At 68.3% G+C, this 13,790-nt stretch carries 15 protein-coding genes; 11 read left to right on the top strand and 4 right to left on the bottom strand.

Annotation, left to right across the window (positions count from 1 at the left end; genetic code table 11):
* Positions 1-803: biotin carboxylase N-terminal domain-containing protein (locus KF871_RS11335; protein WP_291142161.1), on the bottom strand; the 803-nt coding region annotated here is incomplete at its 3' end.
* Positions 804-889: 86 nt separating this feature from the next.
* Positions 890-1,855, bottom strand: coding sequence for a ribosome biogenesis GTPase YlqF (ylqF, locus tag KF871_RS11330; RefSeq protein WP_291142158.1), 966 nt, complete (start codon positions 1,853-1,855; stop codon positions 890-892).
* Positions 1,856-1,973: 118 nt separating this feature from the next.
* Between ylqF and KF871_RS11325 the strand changes: the two genes are divergently transcribed.
* Positions 1,974-2,459 (top strand): SRPBCC family protein, encoded by a 486-nt coding sequence (locus tag KF871_RS11325; RefSeq protein WP_291142155.1) that lies wholly within the window; start codon positions 1,974-1,976, stop codon positions 2,457-2,459.
* A 12-nt stretch (positions 2,460-2,471) separates the two neighbouring features.
* On the opposite strand, the gene gshA is transcribed toward KF871_RS11325, so the two are convergent.
* The gene (gene gshA, locus KF871_RS11320; RefSeq protein WP_291142152.1) at positions 2,472-4,040 is read right to left on the bottom strand and encodes a glutamate--cysteine ligase; all 1,569 of its coding nucleotides are present in this window, start codon (positions 4,038-4,040) and stop codon (positions 2,472-2,474) included.
* A 31-nt stretch (positions 4,041-4,071) separates the two neighbouring features.
* Positions 4,072-5,058 carry a tRNA-dihydrouridine synthase gene (locus KF871_RS11315; RefSeq protein ID WP_291142149.1) on the bottom strand — a complete coding sequence of 329 codons (987 nt, stop codon included), beginning with the start codon at positions 5,056-5,058 and terminating at the stop codon, positions 4,072-4,074.
* 56 nt (positions 5,059-5,114) lie between these two features.
* On the opposite strand from KF871_RS11315, the gene KF871_RS11310 reads away from it, so the two are divergent.
* From KF871_RS11310 to KF871_RS11265, 10 genes are all read left to right on the top strand, one after another.
* The gene (locus tag KF871_RS11310; protein WP_291142147.1) at positions 5,115-5,603 is read left to right on the top strand and encodes a HugZ family protein; all 489 of its coding nucleotides are present in this window, start codon (positions 5,115-5,117) and stop codon (positions 5,601-5,603) included.
* 5 nt (positions 5,604-5,608) lie between these two features.
* Entirely contained in the window at positions 5,609-6,292 is a 684-nt protein-coding gene (locus KF871_RS11305) for an RluA family pseudouridine synthase (RefSeq protein ID WP_367172051.1), read from the top strand.
* Between the two features lie 33 nt (positions 6,293-6,325).
* A complete protein-coding gene (locus tag KF871_RS11300; protein ID WP_291142141.1) occupies positions 6,326-7,096 on the top strand; it encodes an SDR family NAD(P)-dependent oxidoreductase in 771 nt (256 codons plus the stop codon).
* 24 nt (positions 7,097-7,120) lie between these two features.
* On the top strand, positions 7,121-7,684 hold the full coding sequence (locus KF871_RS11295; protein WP_291142138.1) for a histidine phosphatase family protein: 564 nt from the start codon (positions 7,121-7,123) through the stop codon (positions 7,682-7,684).
* Between the two features lie 56 nt (positions 7,685-7,740).
* Entirely contained in the window at positions 7,741-8,925 is a 1,185-nt protein-coding gene (gene bktB, locus KF871_RS11290; RefSeq protein WP_291142135.1) for a beta-ketothiolase BktB, read from the top strand.
* Between the two features lie 132 nt (positions 8,926-9,057).
* Positions 9,058-10,080, top strand: a complete 1,023-nt coding sequence (locus tag KF871_RS11285; protein ID WP_291142180.1) for a methionine synthase — start codon at positions 9,058-9,060, stop codon at positions 10,078-10,080.
* Positions 10,081-10,082: 2 nt separating this feature from the next.
* Entirely contained in the window at positions 10,083-11,267 is a 1,185-nt protein-coding gene (locus tag KF871_RS11280; RefSeq protein WP_291142132.1) for a serine hydrolase, read from the top strand.
* Between the two features lie 72 nt (positions 11,268-11,339).
* Positions 11,340-11,837 carry a hypothetical protein gene (locus KF871_RS11275; RefSeq protein WP_291142129.1) on the top strand — a complete coding sequence of 166 codons (498 nt, stop codon included), beginning with the start codon at positions 11,340-11,342 and terminating at the stop codon, positions 11,835-11,837.
* Between the two features lie 102 nt (positions 11,838-11,939).
* Positions 11,940-12,617, top strand: coding sequence for a response regulator transcription factor (locus KF871_RS11270; RefSeq protein WP_291142126.1), 678 nt, complete (start codon positions 11,940-11,942; stop codon positions 12,615-12,617).
* Between the two features lie 191 nt (positions 12,618-12,808).
* Positions 12,809-13,750 carry a patatin-like phospholipase family protein gene (locus KF871_RS11265; protein WP_291142123.1) on the top strand — a complete coding sequence of 314 codons (942 nt, stop codon included), beginning with the start codon at positions 12,809-12,811 and terminating at the stop codon, positions 13,748-13,750.
* Positions 13,751-13,790: the final 40 nt, after the last annotated feature.

The raw sequence follows: 13,790 nt of genomic DNA, 5'->3' as shown, positions 1-13,790 counted from the left end.
GCGATCTTCAGCGCATAGCCGCACAGTTCCTGGCGCAGTTCGTCGCTCAGATAGGGAGCCGGCGCGCGTTCCACGACCTTCTGGTTGCGCCGCTGGATGGAGCAGTCGCGTTCGAAGAGATGCACGACGTTGCCATGCGTGTCGCCGAGTATCTGCACCTCGACATGGCGCGCGCGCCGGATCAGCTTCTCGAAATAGACCTCGTCGTTGCCGAAGGCCGCCAGCGCCTCGCGCCGCGAGGCTTCCAGCGCGCCCGGCAGGTCGGCCGCGGACTCGATGACACGCATGCCGCGCCCGCCACCACCCCAGCTGGCCTTGAGCATCACCGGAAATCCGATGCCTTCGGCCAGGCGGCGGCATTCGTCCAGGTCCAGCGGCAGCGGCGGCGTGGCCGGCATCACCGGCACGCCGGCCGCCACCGCCGCGTGGCGCGCCGCGACCTTGTTGCCCAGCGTGCGCATCACCTCGGCGCGCGGGCCGATCCAGCGCAGGCCGGCGGCCACCACGGCGTCGGCGAAGTCGGGATTCTCGGACAGGAAACCGTAGCCGGGGTGGATGGCGTCGACACCGGCATCACGCGCGATGCGCAGGATGTCCTCGCCGTCCAGGTAGGCCGCCAGCGGCTTCTTGCCTTCGCCGACGAGGTAACTCTCGTCGGCCTTGAAGCGGTGCAACGATTGCCGGTCCTGTTGCGAGTAGATGGCCACGGTGCGGATACGCATCTCGTTGGCCGCGCGCATGACGCGGATCGCGATTTCGGAACGGTTGGCGATCAGGATCGAGCGGATCGGGGCGGGCTGCATGGGAGAACTCCGGGGTGGGCGTGTTACCCCGGATGATGCCGCATTGCGCGGCGGCGGGGCCGGCTCGTATCCCCTGTCAACGCGGGTCAGCCCACGCCGCCCCCGTCATCGCCGCCCTGCCCGCGTTGCGGCAGCTTTTTCTTCTTGTGACTGCGCGCCGCCCGCCTGGCCTCGCGCTCGGCATCCAGCAGCTTCGCCTGCGCCTCCCACTGCTTGAACTCTTCCAGCGTCTCCAGCGTAACCGGCCCCCAGGCGCCGCTGCGAAAGTCGTGGATCGCGATCTCGGCGGCCTTCTGCATATGCGGCCGGCCGCCGGGCAGCAGCGGCGCGCGCTTGCGGCCGATCTCGGCCAGCACGGCTTCGTCGCTCAGGCCGGCGAGGTCGCCCAACTTGTAGCGGGCCTGCAGCCGGTCGGCGTGGTGGCGCAACATCTGCACCAGCAAGGCCAGCGCAACTTCTTCGTCGTCGTAGGCGTTCCGCCCCACGGCGCCGCTGGCGGCCAGCAGGTAGCCGCTGGCTTCGATGGCGATACGCGGCCACAACATGCCGGGTGTATCGAACAGGTAGAAATCGTCCGCCAGCACGATGCGCTGCTCGACCTTGGTGATGCCAGCCTCGTCGCCGGTCTTGGCGGCGCGCTTGCCGCCGCGCAGCGTGTTGACCAGCGTCGACTTGCCCACGTTGGGGATGCCGCAGATCAGCACCCGCATCGGCTTGACCATGCCGCCGCGCAACGGTGCCAGTTCGCGGCAGGCCGCGATCAACCGACGGGCCGGTGCGGTGTCGCTGGCGTCCAGCGCCAGCGCCCGGGTGCCGGCCTGGGCCTGGTAATGGGCCAGCCAAGCCGCCGTCTGCTGCGGGTCGGCGAGGTCCTGCTTGTTCAGGATCTTGAGCGCCGGCTTGCCGCGCGTGAGTTCCGCGAGCAGCGGGTTGGCACTGGAGCCGGGCAGGCGCGCGTCCAGCATTTCGATCACAACGTCGATGGTCTTCACGCGATCGGCAATGGCCTGTCGCGTGAGGTGCATGTGACCGGGGAACCACTGGACGCTCATGGGGAGATGCTGCAACGAAAGGCGGGGATTGTGCCCTGCCCCGGGGGTAAGCCCGCAGCGCAGGCCTGAGGGCTCCTGCCTAGAATGGCCGCGCCCGCAACCCACCCGAAAGGCAGACATGGCCATCACCGTCAAGATCGACCTCGGCTACGAATTCGCCGTCAAGGCCAAGGCGGCCGACGTTTTCAAGCTGCTGTCCGACGTGCCTGCTTCGGTGAGCCATTTCCCCAAGGTCGAGAAACTCACCGACCTGGGCGACGGCGCCTACCAGTGGGAGATGGAGAAGGTGGGCACCGCGCAGGTCAACATCCAGACGGTGTATGCGAGCAAGTACACCAGCAAGTTCGACGCCGCCAAGGGCACCGGCACCGTGAAATGGACGCCGGTCAAGGGCGTGGGCAACGCCCAGGTGGGGGGTCACTGGAAGATCGCCGATCAGGCCGGCAAATCCACCGCCATCGAGCTGTCCATCGTGGGCACCGTGGATGTGCCCCTGCCGGGTCTCATGAAGATGGTGGTGGCCCCGGTGGTCGAGGGCGAGTTCGAGAAGCTGGTCGACAAATACATCGCCAACCTCATCAAGAAGTTCGGCGGCGAGGTCTGAGCCTCTCGGCGTTCAGACCGTCATCGCGCCCAGCGCCGGCGCCGTGACCGGTGCGTGGCCCAGCCGCTCGGGCGAGACGTATTCCTGGCGGTAGATCTCGAACGGCATGGTGTCGCCGGCCTCGATCTCGCGCTGCTTCTGCACCGATTGCGCGGCCATGGTCTCGAAGCGCTGTTGCTGATCCTCGCCCCAGGGCAGTCCCAGCAGGTGCTGGTGGGTGCGCAGCGACTGCGCGCGTGCAAAGTCGATGAAGCAGTCCTCGTAGCCTGCGGCCATGGCCTTGAGCACTCGCGCCGAGGGCAACAGATCGGGCTGACGCAAGGTGCTGCGCGCATGGGCCACCGCCATGGCGTGGGCATCGGTGCCGTCGAGGTCGTCCAGGGCGTCGGCAATCGGCTGCAGTTGCTCGATGAGCTCCAGGCCCCAATCGGTCAGCTTGACCGGCGAGCCGTGGCGCAGCAGTTCGAGACCGGGCTCGCGACCGCGTGCGGCCGTGAGGTGCTGGTTCTGGGCCAGCTCGCGGATTTCGCTGGGCGTGTCGGGCGGGCTGTCGGCCAGCAGGCAGTGCAGCAGGAACACGTCCAGAAAGCGCAGCGTCATCGCGTCGATGCCGATGGGCTCGAAGGGGTTGAGGTCCATCAGGCGAACCTCGATGTACTCGACGCCGCGCTCGCGCAGCGCGTGCAGGGGGCGCTCGCCCGGGAAGATCACGCGCTTGGGGCGGATGGTGCCGTAGAACTCGTTCTCGATCTGCAGCAGCGTGGTGGCCAGCTGGTTGTAGTCGCCACCCGGGTTGCGGATGCCGACCGTCTCGTAGGCCGGCCAGGGGCGCGTGAGGGCGTCGTGCAGCGACGCGGCATAGCCTTCGAGGCTGTTGTAGCTCACCGCCAGCGTGCCCTGCGCCTCGCTCTGGTAGCCCAGACGCCCCATGCGCAGCGTGGTGCCGTGCGGCATGTACAGCGTGCCGCTGGCGCCCAGCTTCTGCAGTTCGTGGTTGCGGCCTTCGACAAAGCTCGAACACACCGTCGGCGACGCGCCGAACAGCGTCAGCAGCAGAAATGCGTGCCGGCGGAAGTTGCGGATCAGGCCGAAATAGCCTTCGTTGTTCACACCCGGGAGCGACCAGTTGTAGTGGATGCCCGAAATCGTCTGCATGCGCCGGCCGTAGCGGTGGCCCAGGCCCATGCGGTACACGCTTTTGGCACGGCCCACGTTGGACGAGCCGTAGCGCCCCAGCGGAATCGTCTCGTCGGTGGGCAGGCCGCAGGGCATGCTCGAGACCCAGAGCATTTCATCGCCCTTGGCCTTGAGGGTGCGCACCACGAACTGGTGCACCTCGGTGAGTTCGGCCAGGCAGGCGTCCACGCTGGCGTGCACGCCGGTGATCAGTTCGAGCTGCGACTCGCTGTAATCGGTGGTGATGTGCGGGTGGGTCAGCGCGCTGCCCAGCGGCGTGGGGTGCGGCGTGAGCGCCAGCTTGCCATCGGGCTGCGAACGCAGGCTTTCTTTCTCGAGGCCACGGCGCATGCCGCGAAGGCGCTCGGGGCCCAGGGCGGCCAGCCGTTGTTGCAGTGCAGACATAAATGACACTCTCGCGAAATGGGGCCGGAAGTTACCACGCCTGCGCGGTTTCTGCCTTGACCGGATCGGGGCAGCCCCAGCGGACCTGGGCCTGCTCGATCCAGGCAGAAATCAGTCGCGGATCGTGTTGTAGGCGCAGCTCGTCAAAGGCCTGCTGCGCCTGGGCATGGCGGTGACGCAGGTAGTTGAGCCACTGCTTGAGTCGCCCGGCGCGGTGGCGCGGTTCCACGCGGGCGCTGACGCGGGCCCAGAACACCGGCAGCAGCGGCACGATGCGCGACCACGCCACCGGCTCTCCGCCTTGTATCTGCTGCGCCAGGCCGGGGTCCGTGATCTGCCCGCGGCCAATCATCAGGTGATCGCAGCCAGTGACGGCGCGACAACGTTCGGCGTCCTCGGTGGTCCAGATTTCGCCGTTGGCGATCAGCACCGGCCGCTGCGCCGGCAGGGCCTGCGCCACGTGGGCAATGCGCTCCCAGTGCGCGGGCGGCTTGTAGCCCTGGGCCTTGGTGCGCGCATGGATCACCAGTTCGTCGGCACCGGCGTCGGTGATGGCCAGCGCGTTGTCTTCGGCACGGTCGTCGTCGTGGTAGCCCAGCCGCATCTTGGCCGACACCGGAATGTGCGCCGGCACGGCGCGCCGCACCGCGGCCACGATGCGCCCCACCAGCTCGGGCTCGTCGAGCAGCACCGCACCACCACGGCTGTTGTTGACCGTCTTGGCCGGGCAGCCGAAGTTGAGGTCGATGCCGGGCGGCCCCAGCGTGGCCAGGCGGGCCGCGTTCTCGGCCAGCAATTGCGGGTCGGAGCCCAGCAGCTGCGGGCGCACCGGCACGCCGGCCGCCGTGCGGCCCCCGTTGAGCAGCTCGGGCACCACGCGGATGAAGGCGCGCTCGGGCAGCACGGTGTTGGTCACGCGGATGAATTCGCTGGTGCAGCGGTCTACCCCACCCAGGCGCGTGAGCACATCGCGCAGGGTGGCGTCGAGCAATCCTTCCATGGGGGCGAGCAGCAGCATGGACCGTATTGTCCTGTGCCTGCCAAAACGCCCAAGCCAGCCCGACAATCGCCCCCATGACGCACGAACCCCGCCTGACCACCCTGCTGCGCGACATGCTGCACACGCGGCGCACCGCCGCGCTCGCCACCGTGGACGAACACGGCGCGCCCGCGGTGTCCATGGTGCCGTTTGCGGTGGATGAAACGCAGCGCTGCATCGTGCTGCACCTGAGCGCACTGGCGCCCCACACCGCCCAGTTGCAGCGCCAGCCGCGCGCGGCGCTGCTGGTGGCGCAAGGTGAGGTGCCCGGTGAGCCGGTGCATGCGCTGCCGCGGGTGAGCATCCAGGTGCTGGCGTTCACGCCGGCGCCCGAAGCACCCGATGCCGCGTCGGCGCGTGTGGCCTACCTTGAACGCTTCCCCGAGGCCGCGCCCATGACCGAACTCAGCGACTTCCGCTTTGTATTGCTCGAGCCCGTCGCCGCGCGACAGATCGCCGGCTTTGGCGCGGCGCGCACCGTGGACGAGGACGAACTGCGGCTGGCGCTGGGGCCCGCGCCTTGAACAACGTGAGCAACCTGAGCCACTCAACCAGCGTGGGCGAAGTCAGCCTGGTGTACGAGGACGAGGCCTTGCTCGTCTTCGACAAACCCTCGGGCCTGCTGGCCGTGCCCGGGCGCGGCCCCGAGAACCAGGACTGCCTGAGCGCGCGCGTGCAAGCGCGCTGGCCCGAAGCCCTGATCGTGCATCGGCTGGACATGGCCACCTCGGGCCTGATGGTGATGGCGCGCGGCATCGACATGCAGCGGCGCTTGTCGTCGAGTTTCGAGAAGCGCCGCTCACACAAGCGCTACGTCGCGGTGGTGGCCGGCGAGCTGCGCAACCCCGACGCGGACAACGGCTGGCAGGCGATCGATCTGCCACTGACCATTGACTGGCTCAACCGGCCACGCAGCATCGTGCACGCCAAGCTGGGCAAACCCAGCCTCACCCGCTGGCGGCTGCACCCACAAGACCCGGGACACCACACGGACATCGGCACGCGGTTAGAACTCGAACCCGTGACCGGGCGCACCCACCAGTTGCGCGTGCATCTGCAGGCCATTGGCCACCCCATCGTGGGCGACCCGCTGTACGCCAGCGAGGCGCAACGCGCGCTGAGCGACCGCCTGCTGCTGCACGCCACCTGGCTGTCACTGCCTCACCCGATCACCGACAACCTCATCGCGTTCGAGAGCCCCTGCCCTTTCTGACACGCTTCGCACAACGCACAACGCACAACCACGATGCACCACCTCTACATCCTCACCGGCGCCTCCCGCGGCATGGGCCTGGCCATGGCCCGCCAACTGCTTGCGAGCGATCACACGCTGCTGTGCCTGTCGCGCCAGATCAGCGCCGAACTCGACGCCGAGGCGCAGCAACGCGGCGCGCGCCTGATCCAGTGGTCGCAAGACCTGGCCGACAGCACGGGTGCGCGCGAGCGCGTGACCCGCTGGCTGACCGACCTCAACGCCGGCGACTTCGCCAGCGCCACGCTCATCAACAACGCCGGCGTGCTGCCCGACATCGTGCCGCTGCCCGATGTGCCCGAGACGCAACTCACCAACGCACTGCGCGTCGGCCTTGAAGCGCCCATGCACCTGACGGCCGCCTTCCTCGCGGCCACACGCGCCTGGGTGCAGGCCGGCTGGCAGGGCCCGCGCAAGGTCATCAACATCTCGTCGGGCCTGGGCCGCAACGCCATGGCCTCGCAGGCCGCCTACTGCGCGGCCAAGGCCGGCATGGACCACTTCACCCGCTGCTGCGCGCTCGAAGAGGCGCAACAGGCCAACGGTGCGCGGCTCGTGTCGCTGGCGCCGGGCGTGATCGACACCGACATGCAGATCCACCTGCGTGGCAGCGACGCCGGCAGCTTCCCCGACCGCCAGCGCTTCGTCGACCTGCGCGAAAAGGGCATGCTGAGCTCGCCCGACGAGGCAGCCGCACGCGTGCTGGGCTGGCTGGACCGCCCCGACTTCGGCGCCAACCCGGTGGCCGACGTGCGCGACGCCTGACGCACCTCAGGCACGGAGGCGACCATGCTGCAACGACGACGTTTCATCACCGCCTCCCTGCTGCTGGGCACACCGGCGCTGCACGCCCAGCCAGGCGACTTCTGGGCCACCTTGCGCGCAGGCGGCCACATCGTGCTGATGCGCCACGCCATCACCGAACCCGGTGTGGGCGACCCGCCGGACCTTCGGCTGGGCGAGTGCCGCACGCAGCGCAACCTCAGTGACCTCGGTCGCGAGCAGGCACGCCGGGTGGGTGCGGCCTTCGGGCGCGAAGGTGTGCGCGTGGACGCTGTGCGCAGCAGCGCCTGGTGCCGCTGCGTCGATACCGCGCAACTGGCCTTCGGTGCGCATGCGGTGTGGGCGCCGCTCAATTCGTTCTTTGGTGGCCAGGGTGCGCGCGAGGCACAGACCCGCGCGGTGCTTGCTGAAGTACGCACCCTGCCCGCCGGGGCCACCTGGGTGTACGTCACCCACCAGGTCAACATCACCGCACTCACTGGCGAAACGCTGGCCATGGGCGAGCTGTTTGCCACCCGGCCCGACGCCAGCGGCGAGCGCCTGCAGGTGATCGCGCGACACGTGCCCTGAGGCGCCCGGCGTACCATCCCGGGGTACCCCACCAACGACAACCCTGGAGAGACGCCATGTCCAAAGAAGTCTTCGTCGTCAGCGCCGTGCGCACCGCCATTGGCACCTTTGGCGGCAGCCTGAAAGACACCCCACCCACCGCGCTCGGTGCCCTGGTGGTGCGTGAATCGCTGGCCCGCGCCAAGGTCGAGGGCCAGGACGTGGGCCATGTGGTGTTCGGCCACGTGGTCAACACCGAGCCGCGCGACATGTACCTCTCGCGTGTCGCCGCACTCGACGGTGGCTGCGCACAGGGCACGCCGGCCTTCAACGTCAACCGCCTGTGCGGCTCGGGCCTGCAGGCCATCGTCTCGGCCTCACAAAGCATCCTGCTGGGCGACACCGACATCGCCATCGGCGGCGGTGCCGAGAACATGAGCCGCGCGCCCTACGCCAGCCTCAACACCCGCTTTGGCGCGCGCATGGGCGACGCCAAGCTGATCGACATGATGCTCGGCGCGCTGCACGACCCTTTTCACACCATCCACATGGGTGTGACGGCCGAGAACATCGCCGCCAAATGGGGCATCAGCCGCGATGACCAGGACAAGCTCGCAGTGGAAAGCCACAACCGCGCGCAGCGCGCCACCGAAGCCGGCTACTTCAAGAATCAGATCGTGCCGGTGATGCTCAAGAGCCGCAAAGGCGAGGTGGCCTACGCAACCGATGAGCACTTCCGCCCCAACGCCACCATCGAGGACATGGCCAAGCTCAAGCCGGTGTTCGTCAAGGAGAACGGCAGCGTCACCGCCGGCAACGCCTCGGGCATCAACGATGCCGCTGCGGCCGTTGTGCTCATGAGTGGCGAGCAGGTGAAGGCGCGCGGCGCCAAGCCGCTGGCACGGCTGGTGGGCTATGCGCACGCCGGCGTGGACCCCAAGTACATGGGCATTGGCCCGGTGCCCGCGACACAGGCCGTGCTCAAGAAAACCGGCCTGAGCGTGAAGGACCTGGACGTGATCGAGGCCAACGAAGCCTTCGCCGCACAAGCCTGCGCCGTCACCCGCGACCTGGGCCTGGACCCGGCCAAGGTCAACCCCAACGGCTCGGGCATTTCGCTGGGCCACCCCATCGGCGCCACCGGCGCGCTGATCACCGTGAAGGCCTTGTACGAGCTGCAACGCACCGGCGGCAGGTACGCGCTGGTGACGATGTGCATTGGCGGTGGCCAGGGCATTGCGGCGATATTCGAGCGCGCATAGCGCACATCCAGCGCGCATCCAGCGCACACCCCCGCCGCGCTGCGCGCGACCCACTCAAGGGGGCGGCGCCCGCAGCCCGGCGAAGCCGGTTCTGCGGCGCCTCTTGACCAAAACCACGGAGACCACCTCATGCTGTTCACCACCGCCATCGCCGGCAGCCTGCCCAAGCCCGCGTGGCTCGCCGAGACCCAGAAACTCTGGCCGCAATGGAAGGCCCAGGGCAAGGAGCTCGATCAGGCCAAGGCCGATGCCACCCTGTTGTGGATCAAGGCGCAGGAGGACGCGGGCCTGGACGTGATCGGCGACGGTGAACAGGCGCGCCAGCACTTCGTGCACGGGTTCGTGGAGCACGTGGAAGGCATCGACTTTGAGAACAAGGTCAAGATGGGCATCCGCAACAACCGCTACGACGCCATGGTGCCGCAGGTGGTGGCGCCGCTGAAGCTCAAGGGCCGCGTGCACGCCTTCGAGGCGCAACTGGCGCGCGCCCACACCCAGCGAAAACTCAAGTTCACCCTGCCCGGGCCCATGACCATCGTCGACACCGTCGCCGACCGCTACTACGGCGACAAGGTGAAGATGGCCATGGCCTTTGCAGAGCTGCTGAATCAGGAAGCGCTCGCGCTGCAGGCCGATGGCGTGGACATCATCCAGTTCGACGAGCCGGCCTTCAACGTCTACATGGCCGAGGCCGCCGACTGGGGCGTGAAGGCGCTGGAGCGTGCCGCGCAAGGCCTCACCTGCAAGACCGCGGTGCACATCTGCTACGGCTACGGCATCGAGGCCAACGTGAAGTGGAAGGAAACCCTGGGCGAAGAATGGCGCCAGTACGAGCAGGTGTTCCCGGCGCTGGCCGCCAGCCGCATCGACCAGGTGAGCCTGGAATGCTTCCACTCGCACGTGCCGCCTGAGTTGATGGCGCTGCTCAAGGGCAAGGAAGTCATGGTTGGCGTCATCGATGTCGCCAGCGACACCATCGAAACACCCGAGCAGGTGGCCGAGACCATTGGCACCGCGCTGCAGTACGTGCCCAGGGACAAGCTGATCGCGTGCACCAACTGCGGCCTCGCCCCCATGAGCCGCGAAGTCGCCATGGCCAAGCTCGACGCGCTGGCCAAGGGTGCCGCACTGGCGCGCCAACGCTTCGGGGTTTGAACATGCACCATTTGCCAACGGCCAACCCGGCCGAGGTGGGGCTGTGCCCCGACCGCACGCAAGCCATCGTCGACGTGCTGCAGCGCGACGTGGACCGCGGCTACCTGCCCGGTGCGGCCGTGCTCATTGCGCGGCGCGGGCGCGTGGTGCTGGACACCGGGCTGGGCCGCCTGGACCCCGCGCGCGATGCGCCCATGGGCACCGATGCCATCTTTCGCATCTATTCCATGACCAAGCCCATCGTCTCGCTGGCGGTCATGATGCTGGCCGAGCAAGGCCGCCTGCTGCTGAGCGACCCGGTGGGCAAGTACATCCCGGGCTTCCTGCAGCAACAGGTTGCCGTGCCCGGCCCTCACGGCGTGCGGCTGCTGGCCGCCGAACGGCCGTCCACCGTGCAGGACCTGCTGCGCCACACCGCCGGCCTCACCTACGAGTTCACCGGCAACGGCCATGTGAATGCGTTGTACGCGCAGGCCGGGCTGGGCAACCGGCAGCAGACCAATGCCGAGCTGTGCGAACGCCTGGCCGCTTTGCCGCTGGCCCATCAGCCCGGCACCGAGTGGGCCTACAGCCGCGCCACCGACGTTCTGGGCCGCGTGATCGAGGTCGTGACCGATGGCCCGCTCGGCGCCTGGCTGCACGCCCACATCCTGCAGCCCCTGGGCATGCACGAGACCGCGTTCTTCGTGCCCCCGGCACAGCACCACCGCATCGCAGAGGCCTTTGCGCACGACCCCGACGGTGGTGTGCAGATGCCCATGCACGATCCGCGCGAAGTGCCGCTGATGGAGATGGGTGGCGGCGGCCTGATGTCCACGCTGCACGACTACGCGCGCTTTCTGCAATGCCTGCGCAACGGCGGCGAGCTCGACGGGCAACGCTTGCTGTCGCCCGCCACGCTGGCCTTCATGACGGCCGACCACCTGGGCCACATCGACGTGCGCGACAACCCGCTGCTGCCACCTGGCCATGGCTTTGGCCTGGGCTTTGCGGTGCGCACCCACGCCGGTGTTGCAGCGGTGCCGGGCTCGATCGGCACCTACCACTGGAGCGGCATCGGCGGCACGCACTTCTTCGTCGACCCGGCGCAAGATCTCTACGCCATCTTCATGGCCCAGGCGCCCAACCAGCGCGTGCACTACCGCACGCTGATGCGGCATCTGGTGTACGCGGCGGTGGTGGACTGAGACGCCGCGGGCGAGAGCAATGCACCATCTTCGGGCCCATCCCATCAAACAGCCAACCACCCACTTCGTGCCATGACACCACTGCCCACAACCATCGCATCGATCAAGCGCTTTGTCCCTGCCGCCACCCGGATCACTCTGGCCGCAAGCGCCGCTTGGGCATTGGTGGGCCAGCCTGCCCTTGCGGGTCCGGCCAGCGAAGCGTTTCGCACCTGTGTCGCCGAAAGCACCACCGGCAAGGACCGCAAGGACGTGGCCCGGTGGTTCTTGGTCAGCATGGCGGCACACCCGGAGTTCGCCGGCCTGTCCACGATCACGGACGCAGAGCGCGATCAGGCCATGCAGCGCGTGGGCGTGCTCTTCACGCGCTTGCTCAGCGAAGACTGCGCGGCGCAGGCCAAGGCGGCCGTCAAGCTCGAAGGCAGTGCCGGCATGCAAGCCGCCTTCGGCACGCTGGGGGAGCTCGCCATGAAAGAGCTCATGACCAACCAGAATGTGACCCGCACGCTGGGAAGCTTTGAACGGTTCGCCGACCGCAAGAAGATCGACAGCGCGCTGGCCGATCGCTAACGCGTCCGACGCAACCAACGCACCCGCCACATTCGATCTTCCAGCCAAAGAGTCAACGCCCTGGCAATCAACGTTGTCCGGTCTCAGCCTGCCGAAGCCTCCGTGACACAACCCGACGCTTCTTCTCCTGCACTTCCGATCCTCGTCGGCATCGTTGAAGACGAGCCCGACGTGCGTCGGCGGTTCGAGGACGCGGTTCGCGCGCACCCGCGTTTGTCGTGGCAGTTCTCGGCATCGACGGTCGCCGAAGCCATCAGCCTGACGGCCCAGCGCCCGGCGGACGTCTACCTGGTGGACCTGGGTCTGCCCGACCGGGACGGGCGCGATTTCATGCGGTGGCTGGTGCATCAGTACCCCGAGGCCCTGGCCATGGTCGTCACGGTGTTCGCCGATGAGGAGCATGTGCTCAGCAGCTTCGAGGCGGGCGCCATGGGCTACCTACTCAAAGACACGCCGGGCAGTGAGATCGCCGAACGCATCGTGGAGATGCATGCCGGCGGCTCTCCCATCAGTGCGTCGGTGGCGCGTTCCGTCATTCGCCGCTTTGCGCGGACCACGGCGCCGGCGGCCATGGGCACCCCGGAGCAAAACCCCCTGAGCGCCCGGGAGCTGGAGGTGCTGCGCCTGATCGAAAAGGGCATGACCTACGACGAGGTGGCCCAGGTTCTGGAGATCTCCTGGCACACCGTCACCGCGCATCTGCGCCGTGTCTATCGCAAGCTGCAGGTGGGCTCCCGCGGCGAAGCGGTTTTTGAAGCACGCCAGCGCGGCCTGATCTGAGCGCCCGGCGGCCGGCACCGCCACAGGCCTCTGTCGCAAATTCTGGGGACATGCCCGCGGCCATTGCGCAAGGCTTGGGGACATACAAACCCGGGACGGACTCGAAGAATCCAGGACCATGCAGCGAGGGGTCTGTGCCCACCGCGCGGCAAGCCGGGTGCCTCTGTCCCGGCGTCCTGGAGCAGTGCAACATGCAGTCCGCCCTTTCTTCGTTCTCAGCCACCTCGGGTCCTTCCGCCCTCTCCCTTCCTCCGCCCGTCTTTCCGGTGGCGGGCGGCGCCAAAGCCCGACCCCGTATCGCCTTGGTGCTGGGCAGCGGCGGGGTGCGCAGCGTGGCCGCCATCGGCATCGTCGATCGGCTGGCGCGCGAGGGCATCCGCCCTGATGTGATCGTCGGTTGCAGCTCGGGCGCCCTGTTCGGCGCCACCATCGCCTGCGGCATGGCGCCCGATGAAGCCCTGGACGCCGCCACGTCGCTGTGGACGGCAGAACTCACCCGCCAGAAGCGATGGCGCTCGCTGCTGCAACTGCTTGCACCGCGACTGGCGGGCTTTGACGCCGACTTCGCACTGCGCGACAACCGCCTGATCGCCGAACGCCTGCGCAGCGCTTTTGGCTCCTTGCGGTTTGACCAGTTGCCCACCCCGTTGCGGGTGGTGGCCACGGCAGCGGCCACGGGTCAACGCGTGGTGCTTGAGGAGGGCAGCGTGGTCGACGCCCTGTTGGCCAGCATGGCCGTTCCCTTTCTGTTCCCCAGCGTGAAGATCGGCAACCTGCGCCTCGTCGACGGCGTGGTGAGCGACCCGCTGCCGGTGGCCGTCGCGCACGATGCCCAGGTCGTCATTTCGCTCGGCTTCTTCGGTGCGGTGCCGCGTCGACCGCGCAACGCCGGCCGCATGGCGGCGCAGGCCGCCACGTCGCTGATCAACAACCTGATGCAGGCACGTCTGGACGCGGCTCGCGCCAACGGCCAGCGCATCGTGCCCCTGCACCTGCGCGTACGAGGCCGCGTAGGCATCTGGGAAACCGCGGCCATGCCGACCTTGTGCGAAGCCGGTCGTGCAGCGGCCGAAGCCTGCCTCCCCGAGCTGTGGGACGCCCTGCAGGGAGCGCAGCCGCGGCTGGTGGCATGATCCGCGTCGCGCGAGGTTGATGGGCATGCCACGCGCGGAG

Source organism: Hydrogenophaga sp. (genome assembly GCF_019635465.1).
Taxonomy (GTDB): Bacteria; Pseudomonadota; Gammaproteobacteria; order Burkholderiales; family Burkholderiaceae_C; genus Hydrogenophaga.
The sequence above is the reverse complement of the archived record's forward strand: the minus strand, read 5'-3'. Positions and strand labels throughout refer to the sequence as shown.